This window comes from Pseudonocardia oceanicola, from assembly GCF_047200735.1.
Lineage (GTDB): Bacteria > Actinomycetota > Actinomycetes > Mycobacteriales > Pseudonocardiaceae > Pseudonocardia.
Window position 1 is genome coordinate 285,020 of the sequence record NZ_JBJZON010000004.1, and the last position, 18,545, is coordinate 303,564.

Below are 18,545 nucleotides of genomic sequence, written 5' to 3' on the forward strand. Positions count from 1 at the left end.
AGGACGGCGGACAGCGCCGGCCCGGAGCCGCGGTCGTACCCGGTGGCCGCCGGGTGAAGGCACCCTGACCGCCGGGCGCCACGATCCACGGATCGGAGCCGCACGGCCCGTGTCCGACGGACGCGGGACCGGAGATGATCGGAAGGGGTGCCGCTGCGCGGGTGCCTCGGGTTACGGTGCGGACGTGTCGGTGCCGACGGAGGAGCGGGAGCGGGTGACGTGGCCCGCGGACGGGTTCGTCGCCGTCGTCCGGCAGGACTGCCCGACCTGCCGGCTGGTGGAGCCGGTGCTGGCGGCGCTGCCGCGGGTCACCGTGTTCACCCAGGACGATCCCGGGTTCCCGCAGGGGGTCGCCGACCGGCGCGACGACACGCAGCTCACGGCCAGCGTCGCCCTCGACGTCGAGACCGTGCCGACCCTCGTCCGGTTCACCGGCGGGGTGGAGGCCGGCCGGGTCGTCGGGTGGGGCCGTGCGCAGTGGGCCGAGCTCACCGGCGTCGCGGACCTCGGGGAGGGCCTGCCGGAGCACCGGCCCGGTTGCGGCTCCCGCACCCAGGACCCGGACGTGGCCGAGGAGCTGCTGGTCCGCACCCGCGGCCACCTGCTGCACAGCCGCCGGCTGGAGATCGCCGCCCTGGAGGACGAGGCCGAGGCTCTCTTCGACCGCGGCTTCACCGACGGACTGCCGGTCGTCGCCCCGACCCCGGCGCGCGTGCTGCGGATGCTCGAGGGCACCTCGCGCAAGCCCGACGAGGTGGTGGCGGTGGTCCCGCCGAACCTGGTCGAGGCGACCGTGGAGAAGGTGGCGATCAACGCCGTCCTCGCGGGGTGCCGGCCCGAGTACCTGCCCGTCGTCCTCGCCGCGGTCGAGGCCGCCTGCACGGACGAGTTCAACGCGCACGGGCTGCTCGCGACCACCTGGGGCGCCGGGCCGGCGATCGTCGTCAACGGGCCGGTCCGCGCCGAGATCGGGATGAACTGGGCCGGCAACGCCCTCGGCCAGGGCAACCGCGCCAACTCCACGATCGGCCGCGCCCTGCAACTGGTGGTCCGCAACGTCGGCGGCGGACGCCCGCAGGAGGTGGACCGGGCCGCCCTGGGGCATCCCGGCAAGGTCGGCTTCTGTTTCGCGGAGGACGAGGAGGGCTCGCCGTTCGAGCCGCTCGCGCAGAGCCGCGGGGTCCCGGCGGGCCGATCGGCGGTCACCGTGTTCGCGGCGGAGGGCCCGCGGGGCGTCGTCGACCAGATCTCCCGGCGGCCGGAGTCACTGGCCCGGTCGCTCGCCCTCGGGCTGCGCGGGGTGTGCCACCCGAAGCTGGTCCGTGGCTTCGACGCGACCCTCGTCGTGTGCCCGGAGCACGCCCGGGTGTTCGCCGAGGCCGGCTGGGACCGGGCGCGACTGGCCGCGGCGCTCGACGAGGCGCTGCTGCTGGACCGGGCCGAGATCACCCGCGGCGCCGGCGGCGTCGAGGAGGGCGTGCCGGCCGGTGACTCCGAACGGCCGCTGGCCAAGTTCCGGCCGGGCGGGCTGATGATCGTGCACGCCGGCGGTGGTGCGGGGATGTTCTCGGCCGTGATCGGCGGCTGGGCCGGCGGACCGGGCGGCAGTGCGCCCGTGACCAGGGAGGTGGACCCGTGGCGATGAGCGGGGCGGGATCGACGGGGTCGCTGGTGATCCTGGACCCGACGGACGAGACCGCGCCGGCCGCGCGCACCGCGCTCGCGCGGCCGGCCTCGCTCGACGGGCTGCGGGTCGGTCTGCTCGACATCTCCAAGCCGCGGGGTGACGTCTTCCTCGACCGGCTCGCCGAGCTCCTCGCCGCGCGGGGGGTCACCGTGCGCCGCTACGCCAAGCCGACCTTCGCCAAGCCGATGCCGGCCGACCTGCGCCGAGAGATCACCACCCGGTGCGACGTCGTGATCGAGGCCCTCGCCGATTGAGGCTCGTGCACGTCGTGCAGTGTGCACGACATCGCCGCCCTCGAGGGCCGGGGCGTGATCGCGGCCTTCCTCGCGTCGACCGAGTTCGTGGTCGCCGCGGACGCCCAGGCGAGGGCGTTCGGCTACCGGGAGGTGCCGTCGGTGTTCGTGCCGCACCCGATCCAGGACCGGACCGACGAGGAGATGCGCGCGCTCGCCGACGCGGCGCTGGAGGAGGTGCTCGGGGCGGTCACCCGCCGGTGAACCGGTCCCCGTGGGCGTGGGCGGAGCCGCTCGGACCACCGGCGCGGGGCGGGCGGCAGCCGGGCCCGGTGAGCCGCGGCAGCGTCGTCTCCTGGATCAGCGGCATCCCAGCTCCAGCGTCCCGAGTCGGTCGACCGACGCGACGACGACGTCGCCCGGCCCGACCGGCACCGCCGCCGTCAGACCGCCGGACAGGACGATCTCACCCGCGTGCAGGCCCTCGCCCTCGGCGGCGAGCGCGCGGACCAGCCAGGCGACGGCGGCGGCGGGGTGGCCGAGCGACGCCGCACCCGACGCCGTGGCGACCAGCGTGCCGTTCTTCTCCAGGACCACGCCGACGAGCCGCAGGTCGATGCCCGCCGGCGGGACCGGCGTGCCGACGACGTACCGGGCGGCGGAGGTGTTGTCCGCCACGACGTCGGCCATGGTGAAGCCGTAGTCGGCGTAGCGGGAGTCGAGGACCTCGATCCCCACGGCGACGCCGGACGCCGCCGCCATCACGTCGGCCGCGGTGACGTGCGGCCCGGCGAGGTCGCGGCCGAGGGTGAACACGATCTCGGGCTCGCAGCGCGGCTGGATCTGCGCGCCGGTGTCGAGCGGTTCGCCGAGGTCCAGGGCGCCCGCGGCGGGCAGGAACCCGTAGATCGGCTCCCTGACGTCGACCTGCATCTGCTTGGCGCGCGAGGTCAGCCCGAGCTTCCAGCCGGCGAGCGGCCCCGCGGCGCCGCGCAGCTCGCGTTGCACCTGGTAGGCGGTGGGGATGTCGAGCTCCGGGAACTCGTCGGACAGCGGGCCGATCGCGGTGCGGTCGGCGACGGCCTTGCCCAGCCGGGCCGCCAGCTCGCTCACGTTGATCATGCGCCCACCCTCACGGTCACCGGCCCGAGCCGGTCGAACTCGGCCCGGAACACCTCGCCCGGGGTCATCGGGACGGCCGCGTGCAGCGCGCCCGTCATGATCAGGTGTCCGGGTTCGAGGGCGACGCCGTTCTCGCCCAGGACGTTCGCCAGCCAGGCGACGACGGCGACGGGGTCGCCCCACGCCGCGGCACCGGCCCCGGTGTCGATCAGCTCGCCGTTGCGGGTCAGCGTCATGCCGACGAGCCGGGTGTCGAGGTCGGCCACCGGGACGATCCGGCTCGACGTGGCGACGGCGCCGTGGGAGGCCAGGTCGGCCACGGTGTCGGCGACCATGATCCGCCAGTCCGCGATACGGGAGTCGACGATCTCCATCCCGGCCACGGCGCCGGCGAGCGCGGCCCGGGCTCGCGTGACGGTGACGCCGGGGCCGGTCAGGCGTTCGGCGAGCACGAACACGATCTCGGCCTCGATCTTGGGGGCGATGAACCGGTCGAGCGGGATCTCGTCGCCGTCCCGGTAGACGGTGGAGGCGAGGACGGGTCCGTGGTCGGGGGAGTCCACGCCGATCATCTTCTGCATCGGCTCGGAGGTCAGGCCGACCTTGTACCCGACGATCCGGTCGCCGTCGGCGAGCAGCAGGTCGAGCAGCGCGCGCTGCACGGCGTACCCGTCGGCCATCCCGAGCGTGGGGTCGGCGTCGGTGAAGGGCGGGATCGGCGTGCGGCTGCGCCGGGCGTCGTAGAGCGCCCTGGCCTTCGCCGCCGCGTCCGGCACGGGCATGGGGTCCTCCTCGGGCGAGTTCGCCGTCCATCCTCCCCGGCGCCCCGGTCGCGGTCACGTACCTACCGCACGAGAGTGCCGTTCGTGCGGTAGGTCCGCACGAGAGTGCCGTTCGTGCGGTCAGGAGCGGGCTGGTGACGACGAGCGGGGCGTGGGGCCCGTCGATGCGGTGAACGGCAGGCGAACACCCCGCGTGTCGCGGCGACACGCCGGACGGGTGCCGATCCGGCCGCTCGGCGCGCCACCCGATCCGGTGATCCCTCCGGGGGCAACCGGACCGGGACAACACGACACCCGCCCCGCTAGCGTCGTCCGCGGATCACGACGAGGTCACGAAGAGGACTCCGGAGCGGCAACCCCGAGCCGCTCCGTTCCGGCCCCCCACCGGATGTCCGGCCCGTCCCGATCCGGAAGGAAGATCGTGGCACGGCATCGCTCCCCCCAGGGCCGTCGCGCGATCGCCGGGCCTCCGCTGCCCGTCGCCCCCGTGGCGGCAGCGGGGCCCGGCGGCCTGCGAACGAGCCTCCCGCTCCCCAGCGGCTCCCCGTCGCTGTCCCTGTCGTCCCCGTCCGTGGGTCTCACGTCGCTGCAGGCGCGCATGGCGGCGGTCGTCGCCGTCGGCGGCGTCGTCGCGGCGGCCGGGCAGGCCGCCTACTCGGGCGCGCTCCCCGACCTGGAGACCGGGGCCAACGCCCTGCGCGCGGGCCTCGTGGAGCTGACCGCCGGGGCGTCCGCCCTCACCGGCGACCTCCACGCCACCGACACCACGGGCACCGTCGACGTCGACTCGATCGCCGACCTCGCCGGTCGGCAGGTCCGGGTGCCGCTCGCGCCGGTCGCGACCCCGCCCGCGGTGGCCGCCCCCGGCACCGTGGCCGGCCCGGTGACCGGCGCCGACGTCGTGGCCGACGTGGTCAAGGCCGCGGACCTGCACCGGGCCGCGGCCGACGCCGCCCGCAAGGCGGCCGAGGAGGCGGAGGCCGCGCGGAAGGCGGCCGAGGCCGCGCGGGTCTCGGAGGCCGCGAAGCCGGCGGAGCCGGGCGCATCCCTCGCCGCGGCCGGCGGGATCCAGATGGTGATCGGCCGGGTGTCCTCGGGCTTCGGCATCCGCGGCGGCGTCCCGCACCAGGGCATGGACATCGCCGCGCCGATCGGCACCCCGATCCACGTCCCGCTGGCCGGCACCGTGATCAGCTCCGGCCCGGCGAGCGGCTTCGGGTTGTGGGTGCGGGTGCAGCACGCGGACGGCACGATCACCACGTACGGCCACATCAACCGCTCACTGGTGAGCGTGGGCGAGCGGGTGGAGGCCGGGCAGCAGATCGCGGAGGTCGGCAACCGCGGCCAGTCCACCGGCCCGCACCTGCACGTCGAGGTCACCACCCCGGCCGGCACCAAGATCAATCCGAAGCCCTGGCTCGACGAGCAGGGCATCGGCTACACCTGAGGCGGCCCGCCGCCGCGATCGCGGCCTTCCGGTCGCCCGGTCCCGAACCGATCACCAGGAGGTCGTCGTACACCGGCGGTCCTCCCGTGCCCTGCGTCCCGGTCAGGGTTCCCGGGCAGGTGCACAGGGGCAACCACGGGACGTTACGACGGTGGGACGACACGGCGACCGGACCGCCGGCCCGCCGGCGCCGGTCGTCCACACGGTGCGGTCAGGGCCGCGGTCGCCCGTGCCCGGCGCCGGGGTTGTCCACCGCCGCGGCGCCGGCCCCGCCACGGGCCGGCGAGCCGGGTGACGCTGCCCGGCATGAGCTTCGTGCCGCCTCCGGTCCCGCCGTCCCCGCACTCCACCGGCCCCACCGACCCCGTGGGTCCGGCCGATCCCCCCGATCCCGCTGGTCCCCCCGATCCCCCCGATCCCGCCGGTCCCGCCGGTCCCGCCGCCCCGGTGCTGCCGGGCGACCCGGAGTCTCCGGTGCGGGTCGGCACCGAGGGCCTCCTCGCCGCCGTGCCGGTGCTGATCGGGTTCCGCCCACGGGACTCGCTGGTCATGATCGCGACCGGAGGGCCGCACAGCCGCCGCGTCGGCCTGACGCTGCGGGTGGACCTGCCGCCGTCGGACGACCCGGAGCTGGTGGTCGCACTCTGCGAGTCCGCCGCCGCGGCGCTGTGCCGGGACGATCCGGAGGGCGCGGCCGTGCTGGTCGTGGGCGGGGGCGAGCCGGCGGCACCGCCGCCGGGGGAGCCGGGGTGGCCGCCGCGGGCGGACGTGGCGGGTGCGGCCACCCTCGCCCTGCTCGAGCGGGAGATCGCCGTGCACACCGTCGCGTGGGCCGCGGAGATCGCGGCCGGCGCGGCCTGGCGCTGCTACCCGCTGCACGACTGCCGCTGCGCGGGAACGCTGCCGGACCCGGGGGCCTCCGTGCTCGCCGCCACCGCCGTCGCCCGGGGCGCAGTACTCCGCGACTCCCGCGAGGACCTGCGGAAGGTGGTGGAGCCGACCGGCCCGGAGCGGGCCGCCGGGGCGAGCGGGCGGAGCGGAGCGTCGGGCGCGGCCGACCCGCGACGCCTGCTGCGCGAGGCCCTGGCCGCCGCCGCGGCCGGCCGGCTGGTCGTCGGACGGCGCCTCACGAGCGCGATGGCATCGGCGCTGCGCCGGCCGTGGTTCCGCGACGAGGCGCTCGCGACCTGCGCCGGGCCGTCGGCGGCGGAGGCCGAGCAGCTCTGGGCGGCCCTGGCCCGCACCAGCCCGGGGGCCGACGCCGCGACCCCGGCCGCGTTGCTCGCCGTCTCGGCGCTGCTGCGCGGCGACGGGGCCCTGGCCAACGTGGCCCTCGACCGGGCCCTCGACGCCGACCCCGGCCATCGCCTCGCCGGAACGCTCCGGGTGGCGCTCGACGCCGGCTGGGGACCGGCCGAGGTCCGGGCCTGGCTGGAGGAGGTTCCGTGAGCGGCCCACGACCGGGGCGGTACCGGGCCGGCGTATCGCCCGCCTCGGCGCCCGCCGGCGACGGGGGTCAGACGGGCATCCGCTCCTGGGTGAAGCGCCAGGCGTCGCCGACCATGACCTCCAGAGCCGTGCGGGTGGGGTTCCAGCCCAGCTCGGCGGTCGCGCGCTCGCTGGATGCGATGAGGACCGCGGGGTCGCCGGCCCGGCGCGGGGCCACCCGGGCGGGGATCGGGTGCCCGGTCACCGCGCGGCAGGCCTCGACCACCTCGAGGACCGAGAATCCCCGGCCGCTGCCGAGGTTGTAGATCCCGTGCCGCCCCGGCCGCGCGTGCCGGAGGGCCAGCAGGTGGGCGTCGGCGAGGTCGTCGACGTGGATGTAGTCGCGCAGGCAGGTGCCGTCCGGGGTGTCCCAGTCGTCGCCGTAGATCGCGACGGACTCCCGGGTGCCCGCGGCGACCTGCAGCACGATCGGGATCAGGTGCGTCTCCACCGCGTGCCGCTCGCCGAAGCGGCCGTGCGCGCCGGCCACGTTGAAGTAGCGCAGGCTGACCGCGGCCAGCCCGTACGCCGCCGCGTACGAGGTGATCATGGTGTCGATGGCGAGCTTGCTGGCGCCGTACGGATTGGTCGGCCGGGTCGGGGCGTCCTCCCGGATCGGCACCTGCTCCGGCTCGCCGTACACCGCGGCGGTGGAGGAGAAGACGAGCCGCGGGGTGCCGTGCTCGCGCATCGCCTCCAGCAGCCGGAAGGTGCGGACCACGTTGTTGTCCCAGTACAGCTCCGGCTTCTCCACCGACTCGCCGACCAGCGAGCGGGCGGCGAAGTGCAGCACCCCGTCGAAGCCTTCGGCGAGCAGCGGGCCCGCGGCCTCGGACAGCTCACCCTCCACGAAGCGCGCGCCCTCCGGCACCGCGTCCGCGTGCCCGGTGGACAGGTCGTCGAGCACCACGACCTCGTGCCCGGCCTCCACCAGGTGGGCCGCGTTGACGCTGCCGACGTAGCCCGCGCCTCCGGTGACGAGCAGCTTCACGAGGTCCTCCCTGGGTCCGCACTCCTGCAGCGGAACGGTCTCACGCCGCATCCGGTTCCCGGCGGTCGACCCGGCACGGACGGGAAGCGTCGCCCGGCTCAGACGGCGCGGACGAGGACCGCGTGCGCGATGAGCGGGGCGACGGTGGCGGTCTCGCCGCCCACGGTGACGGGCACCGGGTCGCCGAAGCGCGGGATACCGCCGACCTCGACGTCGCCGCCCGGCACGATCCCGGCCAGCTTCAGCTCGCCCATCAGGTCCGCGTCGACCTGCACGTGTTCGGCGATCCGGCGCACCTCGACCCGGCCGCCGCCGCGGCGGGCGAACTCGTCGAGCCGCTGCAGGCCGACCTCGAGCGTGGGCGGGGCCGAGGAGCGCGACGTGTTCTCCGTGTTCCCGCTGGCGCGCAGCTCGTCCAGCCCCGGGATCGGGTTGCCGTAGGGCGAGACCTGCGGGTCGTCGAGCAGCGCGACGAGCTTGCGCTCCACCGCGTCGCTCATCACGTGCTCCCAGCGGCAGGCCTCGGCGTGCACGAGCTCCCACTCGAGGCCGATGACGTCGATCAGCAGGCGCTCGGCGAGGCGGTGCTTGCGCATGACGGCCACGGCGCGGGAGCGGCCGTCCTCCGTCAGCTCCAGGTGTCGGTCGCCGGCGACGACCACGAGGCCGTCGCGCTCCATGCGCGCCACCGTCTGGCTGACGGTCGGACCGCTCTGTCCGAGGCGTTCTGCGATGCGCGCGCGCAGCGGGACGACCCCCTCCTCCTCGAGCTCGTAGATGGTCCGGAGGTACATCTCGGTGGTGTCGATGAGATCGTTCACGGCCGGCCCCTTCGTTCGTCTGACCAGTCTAGCTGCGCCGGTCGCATCGTCGTCGCAGCGTCGTCGGCGGTGCTCGAACCGGTCGGTGGGTGGACGCTGCGTGGTGGGAGAGGGTGGGCCGGACCGCGGCCCCGGACTACGCCCGACCGGTGCCCCGCGACGCCCTCCGTCCGCTCGGGACGCCGTCGCGGGCAGCGCGGATTCGGCGACATCCAGGGGCGGCGGACGCTTCTGCTCGAGGATAGACCGTGCAGGATGGTGCTCGTGTCCCCGCCGAACCGCGAACCGGATCCCGAGCCCGACCCTGCCCCGGAGCCGTCCGCGGCGGCCGAGGCGACCGGTGGGCCGGGCACCCCGGCCGGTGCGCAGGCCGGCTGGAGCGCGCCGCTGATCAGCTCCGCCGGCCTCGCGGCCGTCCTCGGGGCACCGGACCGGCCGGTCGTGCTCGACGTCCGGTGGCGGCTGGGCGGCCCGCACGGGCGCGCCGACCACCTCGCCGGGCACGTCCCGGGCGCCGGCTTCATCGACCTGGACTCCGAGCTCGCGGACCCGCAGGGCGCCCGAGGGCTGGGCGGGCGGCACCCGCTGCCGTCGGTGGCCCGGCTCGAGCGGGCGCTGCGACTGTGCGGGGTGCGCGCCGGTTCCCGCGTGGTCGCCTACGACGACGGCGACGGTTCGGTGGCCGCCCGCGCGTGGTGGCTGCTGCGCTGGGCGGGGCTGCCCGCCGACCGGGTCGCCGTGCTCGACGGCGGGTGGAAGGCCTGGCGGGCCGCCGGACTGCCCGAGGAGACCGGGCCGCTGGCCCCGCAGAACGGCACGGTCGTGGTCCGGCCCGGCGGCATGCCGGTCGTCGATGCGGAGGGCGCCGCGGCGATCGCCGGGGCCGGCGTGCTGCTCGACGCGCGAGCGGCCGTGCGCTACCGCGGCGAGCAGGAGCCGGTCGACCGGCGGGCCGGCCACGTCCCGGGCGCCGTCAACGCGCCGTTCACCGGGCACGTGGGGGCGGACGGGCGCTGGCTCCCGCCCGAGGAGCTGGCCGAGCGGTTCCGCCGGCTGGGGGTGGGGCGCGGACCGGTGGGGGCGTACTGCGGGTCGGGGGTCACCGCGGCGTCGGTGGTCCTGGCGCTCGAGGTGGCCGGGCTGCGCCCGCCCGAGCGGCCGGCGGTGCTCTACGCGGGATCCTGGTCGGACTGGAGCTCCGACCCGCGCCGGCCCGTCGCGACCGGCGAGGAGCCGGGCGACCCGGGGCAGCTGTGACCGGCCGCAGCATTCCGGGTCCGGGTCGCGCGGCGGCCCCTCCGGCGGGACCTCCGGCACGTGGCCGCCCGGGCCCGATTCGCCTACGGTCCGCGTCATGAGCCCGCGCACCTCGGTGGTCTGGACACCGGAGTTCCTCACCTACCAGCTCTCGGACGACCATCCGCTCAACCCGGTGCGGCTCGACCTGACCATGCGGCTGGCCCGCCTGCTCGGCGTGTTCGACGGCGTCGAGCTGCTCGCCCCGGAGCCCGCCACGGAGCAGGACCTGCTGCGCGTCCACGAGCCCGGTTACCTCACGGCCGTGAAGTCCGCGCCGGAGATGCCCTTCGACGTCGGCCACGGGCTCGGCACGGAGGACAACCCGATCTTCTTCGGCATGCACGAGGCCAGTTCGCTCATCTGCGGGGGCTCGCTGCTCGCCGCCCGGGAGATCGCCGAGGGCCGCGCCGACCGGGCCGTGAACATCGCCGGCGGGCTGCACCACGCCATGCCCGGGCGGGCCGCCGGGTTCTGCGTCTACAACGACTGCGCGGTCGCCATCGCCTGGCTGCTCGAGCAGGGCTACGAACGGATCGCCTACGTCGACGTCGACGTGCACCACGGCGACGGCGTGCAGGCCTGCTTCTACGACGACCCACGGGTCATGACCATCTCGCTGCACCAGCACCCGCTCACGCTGTGGCCGGGCACCGGCTGGCCGGCCGAGCTGGGCAAGGGGAAGGGCGAGGGCTACGCGGTGAACATCCCGCTTCCGCCCGGCACCGGCGACGCCGGCTGGCGCCGCGCCTTCCACGCGATCGTGCCCTCGCTGCTCGCGGACTTCCGCCCGCAGATCCTGGTCAGCGAGTGCGGCGCCGACGCCCACGCGGAGGACCCGCTGGCCAACCTGGAGATGTCGGTCGACGGGCAGCGGGCCACCTACCAGGCCATGCGCGAGCTGGCCGAGACCACCGCCGGCGGGAAGTGGCTCGTCCTCGGTGGCGGCGGGTACGCGCTGTTCCGCGTGGTCCCGCGGGCCTGGACGCACCTGCTGGCGACCGTGCTCGACCGCGACCTGGACCCGGCGGCCTCCGTTCCCGCGGACTGGACCGCCCACGCCACCTCGCTCACCCGGATGCCGTTGCCGGTCGCCATGACCGACGACGCCGACCCCTCGTACTCCCCCTGGGGGGACGGCGTGGCGGACCGGGTCGACGGCGGCCTCGTCGACACCCGGCGGGCCGTCTTCCCCCTGCACGGCCTCGACCCCGACGACCCCCGGGACTGAGTACATGGCTGAACGCACCCCCGACCGGACCAGCACGACCCCCGGCACGGTGCCCGGTACCCCCTCCGGCACCGCGACCGTCGAACCCCCCGGACCCGACGGCTCCCCGGAGGCGACCGCACCGGTCCCGCCCGGCGAGCCCGCCGCGGGGCCGGCCTATCCGCGGCACTGGGAGGCGGACATCGTCGCCTCGGACGGCCGGATCGTGCACCTGCGCCCGATCCAGCCCACCGACGCCGACGCGCTGCTGGCCTTCCACCAGCGGCTGTCCGACCGCACCCGCTACCTGCGCTACTTCGGGCCCTACCCGCGCATCCCCCCGCGCGACCTGGAACGGTTCGTCACCGTCGACCACCACAAGCGGGTCGCCTTCGTCGCGCTGCTCGGCGACGAGATCATCGCGGTCGGCCGGTACGAGGGGCTGAGCGACCCGGACAAGCCGGACGAGCCGGTGACCTCGGCCGAGGTCGCCTTCGTGGTGCGGGACGACCACCAGGGCCGCGGGCTCGGGTCGATCCTGCTGGAGCACCTCGCCGCGGCGGCCCGGGAGAACGGACTGGACCGCTTCGAGGCCGAGGTGCTGGTCGAGAACCACGCGATGGTCCGCGTCTTCCGCGAGGCGGGCTACCAGGTCCGGCGGGCGTTCGCCGAGGGCGTGCTGCACCTCGAGTTCGACATCGACCCCACGGAGCGCTCGCTCGCCGTGCGGGACTCCCGGGAGCAGGCCGCCGAGGCCCGTAGCGTGGCGAACGCGCTCAACCCGACGTCGGTGGCCGTCATCGGAGCCTCCACGGACCCGTCGAAGATCGGGCACGCGGTGCTGTCGAACCTGCTGCGCGCCAACTTCACCGGGCCCGTCTACCCCGTGAACCCCGACGCGCGCTCGGTGCGCGGCGTGCGGGCCTACGCGTCGGTCACCGACATCCCGGACCCGGTCGACCTGGCCGTCGTCGCCATCCCCGCGGCGGGGATCGACGAGGTCATGGACTCCTGCCTGGAGAAGGGCGTCAAGACGCTGGTCGTGGTCAGCTCCGGGTTCGCCGACGCCGGCGGGCACGGCGTGATCGCCGAGCGCAGGCTCGTCGCCGAGGCCCGGGCGCACGGCATGCGGGTGATCGGGCCGAACGCGCTCGGCGTGGCCAACCTGGCGGACGAGGTGCGGCTCAACGCCAGCCTCGCGCCGGACCTGCCGCCGCGCGGGCGGGTCGGCTTCTTCAGCCAGTCCGGCGCGCTGGGCACGGCGATCCTGGCGACGGCCAAGTCGCGTGGCCTCGGGCTGTCGACCTTCGTCTCCGCCGGCAACCGCGCCGACGTCTCGGGCAACGACCTGCTGCAGTACTGGCAGACCGACCCGGCGACGGACGTCGTGCTGCTCTACCTGGAGACCTTCGGCAACCCGCGCAAGTTCGGCCGGCTCGCCCGCCGGCTCGCCCGCACCAAGCCGGTGGTGGCCGTGAAGAGCGGCCGGCACGCCCGGCCGGAGCGGCTGCGGGAGAGCGCCGTCCCGATCGACGACGCGAGCGTGCGGGCGCTGTTCGAGCAGTCCGGCGTGATCCGGGTCGAGACCATCGCCCAGCTCTTCGACACCGCCCTGCTACTGGCCTACCAGCCGTTGCCGAAGGGGAGACGGGTCGCGGTCGTCGGCAACTCGAGCGCACTGAACGTGCTCGTCACGGACGCTCTGCGCGACGCCGGACTGGAGACCGCGGGGGATCCGGTCGACGTCGGCGCGGCCGCCTCGCCGGAGGAGTTCGCCGCCGCCGTCGGCCGGGCGCTGGAGGCCGACGGCGCGGCCGAGGCGGACTCGATCGTCGTCGTGTTCGTGCCGCCGATCGCCACGCCGGGCGCGGAGTACGCGCGGGTGCTGCGGGAGACCGCGGGGGGCGGCGCGGGTGCGGACAAGCCGGTGGCGGCGGTCTTCCTCGCCATGGAGGGCGTGCCGGACGAACTGGCCGTCCCGCTGCCCGACGGCACGCCGGGGCCGGGTTCGGTGCCCTCGTACGCCAGCCCCGAGCGGGCGGTGCAGGCGCTGTCCCGGGTCGCCCGGTACGCCCAGTGGCGGGAGATGCCGGTCGGGGAGTTCGTGCAGCCCGACGGCATCGACCTCGACCGGGCGCGGGCGATGGTCGAGCGGCTCGGAGTGGCGGCGGACGCCGTGGACACGGCCTCCACGGAGGTGGCCGCGCCGGCGACCCGCCCGCTCACCGACGACGAGGCCGTCGAGCTGCTGGGCTGCTTCGGCATCAGCGTCACGGCGTTCCGCCGGGTCCGCGGCGTCGAGGACACGGAGGCCGCCGCGGAGGAGCTCGGCTACCCGATCGCGCTCAAGGCGGTGGGGGACCGGTGGCGGCACCGCACCGACCTGGTCGGGGTGCGCCTCGACCTCGGTTCGGTGGCGGCGGTCCGCCGGGCGTTCGCCGACCTCCAGCGGGTGACCGGCAAGGACGAGGTCTACGTGCAGCGGATGTCGCCCAAGGGCACCTCCTGCGTGCTGGAGGTGGCGGAGGACCCGTCCTTCGGCTCGCTGCTGTCCTTCGGCATCTCGGGCATGGCCACCCAGCTGCTCGACGACCGTGCCTTCCGGGTGGTGCCGCTGTCGACCGAGGACGCGGCCGCGCTGATCCGGGCGCCGCGGGCCGCGCCGCTGCTCACCGGGTACCGGGGCTCCGAGCCGGCCGACCTGGCGGCGTTGGAGGATCTGGCGCTGCGGGTCGGGGCGATGGCCGAGGCGCTGCCGGAGGTGCGCTCGCTCGCGCTCGACCCGGTGCTGGCCTCGGCCGAGGGCGCCTACGTGACCGGCGCGCGGGTCGTCCTGGGCCCGCCCCCGACCCGCGACGACCACGGTCCCCGCCGCCTCGGCTGACCCGCCGCACCATGGAACCATGATGCGCGCTTCCGCCCCCGTGGACCGCGTGATGGAGCCATAATGCGCGAGAAGACGGGGATGTCGCGCATCATGGTTCCATGGTGCGGGTCGGTCAGCTGCGGAAGGTGACCTGCAGGGTCGGGGTGCTGGTCTCGGCGAAGAAGTCGTTGCCCTTGTCGTCGACCACGACGAACGCGGGGAAGTCCTCCACCTCGATCTTCCAGACCGCCTCCATGCCCAGCTCGGGGTACTCCAGGACGTCGACCTTGCGGATGCAGTCCTGGGCGAGCCGGGCGGCGGGGCCGCCGATCGAGCCCAGGTAGAACCCGCCGTTGGCCGCGCAGGAGTCGGTGACCTGCGTCGACCGGTTGCCCTTGGCCAGCATCACCAGCGAGCCGCCGGCCTCCTGGAACTGCCGTACGTAGGAGTCCATGCGCCCGGCGGTGGTGGGACCGAAGGAACCCGACGCATAGCCCTCCGGCGTCTTGGCGGGGCCGGCGTAGTACACGGGGTGGTCCTTCAGGTACTGCGGCATCTCCTCGCCGCGGTCGAGCCGCTCGGCGATCTTCGCGTGCGCGATGTCGCGGGCCACGACCAGTGGACCGGTCAGCGAGACGCAGGTCTTCACCGGCAGCTGCGACAGCGTCGCCCGGATCTCGGACATCGGGCGGGTGAGGTCGATCCTGACGACCTCGTCCGCGCCGGACCCGGCGAGCTGCTCCTCGGTGACGTCCGGCAGGTACCTGGCGGGGTCACGCTCGAGCTGCTCGAGATAGACGCCGTTCGCGGTGATCTTCGCCTTGGCCTGCCGGTCCGCGGAGCAGGACACCGCGATCCCGACCGGCAGCGAGGCGCCGTGGCGCGGCAGCCGGATCACCCGCACGTCGTGGCAGAAGTACTTGCCGCCGAACTGGGCGCCGATGCCGAAGTTCCGGGTCAGCTCCAGGACCTGCTGCTCCAGCTCGGGGTCCCGGATGGCGTGCCCGAGCTCCGAGCCGTGCGTGGGCAGCCCGTCGAGGTAGCGCGCCGAGGCCAGCTTCGCGACCTTGAGCGTGTACTCGGCCGACATCCCGCCCACGACGACCGCGAGGTGGTACGGCGGGCAGGCTGCGGTGCCCAGCGAGCGCAGCTTCTCGTCGAGGAAGGCGGCGAGCCGCTTCGGGTTCAACAGCGCCTTGGTCTCCTGGTAGAGGAAGGTCTTGTTGGCCGAGCCGCCGCCCTTCGCCATGACGAGGAACTCGTAGGACGGCTTCTGCCCCGGCTTCGAGTACAGCTCCACCTGCGCCGGCAGGTTCGTCCCGGTGTTCTTCTCGTCCCAGAACGACAGCGGCGCCATCTGCGAGTACCGCAGGTTGAGCTCGTCGTAGGCCTGGAAGACGCCGCGCGAGATCGCCTCCTCGTCGTCCCCGCCGGTCAGGACCGTCTCGGTCTTCTTGCCGATGACGACGGCGGTGCCGGTGTCCTGGCACATCGGCAGCACGCCGCCCGCGGAGACGCAGGCGTTGCGCAGCAGGTCGGTGGCGACGAACCGGTCGTTGCCGGAGGCCTCCGGGTCGTCGATGATCGCGCGGAGCTGGGCGAGGTGGCTCGGGCGCAGGTGGTGCTGGATGTCCTTGACGGCCTCGCGGACCAGGCCGGTGATCGTGGTGGGGGCGACCTCGAGGAACGTCCGGCCGGCCGCGTCGACGAGCTTCCCGGCGGGAAGGTCCAGCTCGCGGTACTCGGTCTGGTCGTCCCCGAGCGGGAGCACGTCGGTGTGGTGGAACTCGGGCATGGGGGGACGCTACCTCCGTGGCGCCGCGCGACCGGCACGGCGCGGGCGTGATGCTCGACCGCCCGGCCCGGATCACACCGTCCGGTTCGTCGGGTGTGACCGGGAACTCCCACCGCCGGGCGAGTGGCCGGCACCGCCCGCCTCCCGTCCCGCGCCGCACGGCGTTCGAGCGGCGTTCACCTCGGATCCATCCGGCCGCCACCCGATCGTGTTGCTAGCGTGCCGCCGGTGGAGAGCCGGGGCGCACGGCCGCCTGATGACCCGCCGAAACCCGCGTCCCGCGGCCGTCCCGGGGCCCGGGCGCACGTCCGGGTCCCGCGACCCCGGATCGGCGGGGACGCGACCCGCAGCGCCGCCCACCGCGACGGGCTCGCCCTCGTCCTCGGCTCCGGCCTCACGGCGGCCGTCGGGCTCGTCTACTGGGTGCTCGCCGCGCGACTGTTCCCGGCCGACGTCGTCGGCCTGAACCAGGCGGCACTGTCCGCGGTGATGTTGCTGGGCGGCGTCGCGCACCTGAACATGACCTACGCGTTGTTGCGGTTCGTCCCCGTCGCGGGCCGGGCGGCGCGGCGCATGGTGATCGGCGGGTACCTGGCCGCCGGCGGGATCGCCGCGCTCGCCGGGCTGGCCTTCGCGTCCGGCGCACGGTGGTGGGCGCCGGACCTGGTGGCGGCGGTGGGTCAGGACCGGCTGACGGTGTTCTTCGTGCTCGCCACGCCGGTCTGGGCGCTGTTCACCGTGCAGGACCACGTGCTGACCGGGATCCGCCGCGCGCGCGTCGTGCCGCTGGAGAACGGCGTGTTCGCCCTGCTCAAGGTCGGGTTGCTGGTGGCCGCGCTGCTCGCCGCCGTGACCGGGGCCATCGCCGTCTCCTGGATGGTCGCGACGGCGCTGCTGGTCCTGGTCGTGAACGTGTGGCTGCTCGCCCGCGCGTTGCCGCGCTTCGCCGGCGAGCAGGAGGCGACCGGGGGCACCGTCGAGCGGGTCACCGTGCGCGACCTCGCGGGCTTCGTGCGCGCCGACTACGCGGGCGCGATCTTCCAGCAGGCCGCGATGTTCGGCATGCCCGTCCTGGTGCTCGGCCGGCTCGGACCGGAGGCCAACGGGGCCTACGGCATCGTCTGGCAGGTGGCGCAGGCGCTGTTCGTGGTGTCGTCCGGGATGAACCAGTCGATGGTCGCCCACTCCGCGGCCGACGCCGCCGCGCCCGACGCGGTCGAGTCGGCACGCCGCGCGACGATCCGCCGCTCCCTGACCCTCGTGCTGCCGGGGGCACTGGTCGTCGCCGCGGGCGCTCCGCTGATCCTGTCCGTGTTCGGCGTCGGGTACGCCCGCGAGGGGGCCGCCGCGCTGGCCCTCACCGCGCTGGCGGCCGTGCCGTACGCCGTGACCTCGGCGACCGTCAGCGCCGCACGGGTCCGGCGCCGCGGGGCCGTGCAGTTCGCGGTGCCCGCGACGGCCGCCGTGCTGGTGATCGGCGGCTCCTGGCTGCTGCTGCCGGTGCTCGGCATCCTCGGGGCCGGTCTGGCGTGGCTGCTCGGGCAGTCGCTGGTGGCGCTCGTGATCGTGGTCGTGACCGCGCGGTGGCTGCCGCCGGTCCTGGCCCGCCGGGTCGACGCGCTGCGGTCGGCCGGGCTGCTCCGCCGGATCGGCGGTGCCGGTTCGCTGCTGCGGCGCGTTCCCGGCAGCGCGGGCTGGACGGTCGGCGAGCGCCTGAAGGGCGGCTCCGAGTCGGTGATCGTCCGGGTCGGCCCCGAGGGCGGGACGCGCCGGCACGGCACGCCCGATCAGGACGCACCCGAGCCGGGCCCGGCCCGGCAGGGACTGCGCGAGCCGGGACCACCCGAGCAGGACGCCGTCGGCCGGCGCGACCAGGGCGCCCTCGTGCAGGGCGCGCTCGAGCAGGACGCGCTCGAGCAGGGCACGGCCCCCCGGGGCGCCCGCGACCAGGCCCGGGACGAGGGCGCACTGCTCAAGGCCTGCGACACCCCGCGCAGCCGCGCCGGACTCGTCTGGCAGACCGAGGTCCTCGACCGGCTGCACGCCGATCCCCGGATCAGCCACCTGCACCCGCTGATGCCACGCGTGCTCGGGGCGGGGGACATCGGCCACTGCTACTGCGTGATCGAGTCGCTGCTCCCGGGGCAGAGCGGGCTCACGATGCTGCGCGATCCCGCGCGCGGCCGCACCCTCGTCGACCACGCCGGGGAGGTGATCGGGGAGTTGCACCGGCACACCGGCCGGGTCCGCCTGATCGGCCCCGAGGACCTGGCCGAGTGGGTGCACGAGCCGCTGGCCCGGGTGCGCACCCTGGTCCCGCGCGCGCTGCACGACGACGTCCGCAGCCTCGCCGCCCGGCTCGATGCCGCCCTCCTCGGGCGCAGCGTGTCCGTCGGCTGGGCGCACGGGGACTTCAGCCCGGTGAACCTGCTCGCCGACGCCGACGGCCGGGTCAGCGGGATCGTCGACTGGTGCGAGGCGCGCCCGGCGGGGCTGCAGGTGCTCGACGTCGTCGCCCTGCACCAGTTCGCCGCGATGCACGGCGGCGGGCGGGAGCTCGGGTCGCTGGTGCTCGACACCCTGGCCGCGCCGCCCGCGACGGCCGGGCAGCGGTGGGCCGGTGTGCAGCGCCGGCTGGGCGGCGACCCGCTCGACGGCCGGGTGCTGACCGTGCTGGGCTGGCTGGCGCACGTCTCCGAGGTCGCCCGCAAGTCGGCGCGCGCCTCCGCGAACCCGGTGTGGGTGCGGCGCAACGTCCGCGCCCCGCTGCGCGGCGCGAGCGCCGCCCTCGAGGCCGCCTGAGGTGC

At 75.5% G+C, this 18,545-nt stretch carries 13 protein-coding genes; 8 read left to right on the plus strand and 5 right to left on the minus strand.

Annotated features, from left to right (window positions below):
* The first annotated feature begins 184 nt into the window (after positions 1-184).
* Together ACL02T_RS09465 and ACL02T_RS09470 are read left to right on the plus strand one after the other, a co-directional pair.
* The gene (locus ACL02T_RS09465; protein WP_412830242.1) at positions 185-1,645 is read left to right on the plus strand and encodes a thioredoxin family protein; all 1,461 of its coding nucleotides are present in this window, start codon (positions 185-187) and stop codon (positions 1,643-1,645) included.
* Positions 1,646-1,668: 23 nt separating this feature from the next.
* Entirely contained in the window at positions 1,669-2,184 is a 516-nt protein-coding gene (locus ACL02T_RS09470; protein WP_503129083.1) for a UGSC family (seleno)protein, read from the plus strand.
* A gap of 96 nt (positions 2,185-2,280) precedes the next feature.
* Here ACL02T_RS09470 and ACL02T_RS09475 read toward each other — a convergent pair whose 3' ends face one another.
* Together ACL02T_RS09475 and ACL02T_RS09480 are read right to left on the minus strand one after the other, a co-directional pair.
* The gene (locus ACL02T_RS09475) at positions 2,281-3,042 is read right to left on the minus strand and encodes a 2-keto-4-pentenoate hydratase (RefSeq protein ID WP_412830244.1); all 762 of its coding nucleotides are present in this window, start codon (positions 3,040-3,042) and stop codon (positions 2,281-2,283) included.
* The gene (locus tag ACL02T_RS09480) at positions 3,039-3,824 is read right to left on the minus strand and encodes a 2-keto-4-pentenoate hydratase (RefSeq protein WP_412830245.1); all 786 of its coding nucleotides are present in this window, start codon (positions 3,822-3,824) and stop codon (positions 3,039-3,041) included. Before ACL02T_RS09480 ends, ACL02T_RS09475 begins: the two co-directional genes overlap by 4 nt.
* Positions 3,825-4,395: 571 nt before the next feature.
* On the opposite strand from ACL02T_RS09480, the gene ACL02T_RS09485 reads away from it, so the two are divergent.
* Together ACL02T_RS09485 and ACL02T_RS09490 are read left to right on the plus strand one after the other, a co-directional pair.
* Positions 4,396-5,271: a M23 family metallopeptidase gene (locus tag ACL02T_RS09485; protein WP_412830246.1), complete on the plus strand. Its 876-nt coding sequence runs from the start codon at positions 4,396-4,398 to the stop codon at positions 5,269-5,271.
* Between the two features lie 306 nt (positions 5,272-5,577).
* On the plus strand, positions 5,578-6,720 hold the full coding sequence (locus ACL02T_RS09490) for a DUF4192 domain-containing protein (RefSeq protein ID WP_412830247.1): 1,143 nt from the start codon (positions 5,578-5,580) through the stop codon (positions 6,718-6,720).
* A 67-nt stretch (positions 6,721-6,787) separates the two neighbouring features.
* Here the strand turns inward: ACL02T_RS09490 and galE are convergent, their stop codons facing one another.
* Positions 6,788-7,750 carry a UDP-glucose 4-epimerase GalE gene (galE, locus tag ACL02T_RS09495; protein ID WP_412830248.1) on the minus strand — a complete coding sequence of 321 codons (963 nt, stop codon included), beginning with the start codon at positions 7,748-7,750 and terminating at the stop codon, positions 6,788-6,790.
* 98 nt (positions 7,751-7,848) lie between these two features.
* Entirely contained in the window at positions 7,849-8,571 is a 723-nt protein-coding gene (locus tag ACL02T_RS09500) for an iron-dependent transcriptional repressor DtxR (protein ID WP_412830249.1), read from the minus strand.
* A 255-nt stretch (positions 8,572-8,826) separates the two neighbouring features.
* Between ACL02T_RS09500 and ACL02T_RS09505 the strand changes: the two genes are divergently transcribed.
* From ACL02T_RS09505 to ACL02T_RS09515, 3 genes are all read left to right on the plus strand, one after another.
* Entirely contained in the window at positions 8,827-9,828 is a 1,002-nt protein-coding gene (locus ACL02T_RS09505; protein WP_412830250.1) for a sulfurtransferase, read from the plus strand.
* A 97-nt stretch (positions 9,829-9,925) separates the two neighbouring features.
* Positions 9,926-11,098, plus strand: a complete 1,173-nt coding sequence (locus ACL02T_RS09510; RefSeq protein WP_412830251.1) for an acetoin utilization protein AcuC — start codon at positions 9,926-9,928, stop codon at positions 11,096-11,098.
* Positions 11,099-11,102: 4 nt separating this feature from the next.
* On the plus strand, positions 11,103-13,961 hold the full coding sequence (locus ACL02T_RS09515) for a bifunctional acetate--CoA ligase family protein/GNAT family N-acetyltransferase (protein ID WP_412830252.1): 2,859 nt from the start codon (positions 11,103-11,105) through the stop codon (positions 13,959-13,961).
* Positions 13,962-14,076: 115 nt separating this feature from the next.
* Here the strand turns inward: ACL02T_RS09515 and ACL02T_RS09520 are convergent, their stop codons facing one another.
* Positions 14,077-15,738 (minus strand): fumarate hydratase, encoded by a 1,662-nt coding sequence (locus ACL02T_RS09520; protein ID WP_412830253.1) that lies wholly within the window; start codon positions 15,736-15,738, stop codon positions 14,077-14,079.
* Positions 15,739-15,966: 228 nt separating this feature from the next.
* Between ACL02T_RS09520 and ACL02T_RS09525 the strand changes: the two genes are divergently transcribed.
* The gene (locus ACL02T_RS09525; RefSeq protein ID WP_412830254.1) at positions 15,967-18,540 is read left to right on the plus strand and encodes a phosphotransferase; all 2,574 of its coding nucleotides are present in this window, start codon (positions 15,967-15,969) and stop codon (positions 18,538-18,540) included.
* Positions 18,541-18,545 lie beyond the last annotated feature (5 nt).

Excerpts from the sequence above, each read along its gene's own strand:
- ACL02T_RS09520 (WP_412830253.1), bottom strand. The coding sequence starts at position 15,738 with ATGCCCGAGTTCCACCACACCGACGTGCTCCCGCTCGGGGACGACCAG.
- ACL02T_RS09475 (WP_412830244.1), bottom strand. The coding sequence starts at position 3,042 with ATGATCAACGTGAGCGAGCTGGCGGCCCGGCTGGGCAAGGCCGTCGCC.
- ACL02T_RS09480 (WP_412830245.1), bottom strand. The coding sequence starts at position 3,824 with ATGCCCGTGCCGGACGCGGCGGCGAAGGCCAGGGCGCTCTACGACGCC.
- ACL02T_RS09490 (WP_412830247.1), top strand. The coding sequence starts at position 5,578 with ATGAGCTTCGTGCCGCCTCCGGTCCCGCCGTCCCCGCACTCCACCGGC.
- ACL02T_RS09515 (WP_412830252.1), top strand. The coding sequence starts at position 11,103 with ATGGCTGAACGCACCCCCGACCGGACCAGCACGACCCCCGGCACGGTG.
- ACL02T_RS09505 (WP_412830250.1), top strand. The coding sequence starts at position 8,827 with ATGGTGCTCGTGTCCCCGCCGAACCGCGAACCGGATCCCGAGCCCGAC.
- ACL02T_RS09510 (WP_412830251.1), top strand. The coding sequence starts at position 9,926 with ATGAGCCCGCGCACCTCGGTGGTCTGGACACCGGAGTTCCTCACCTAC.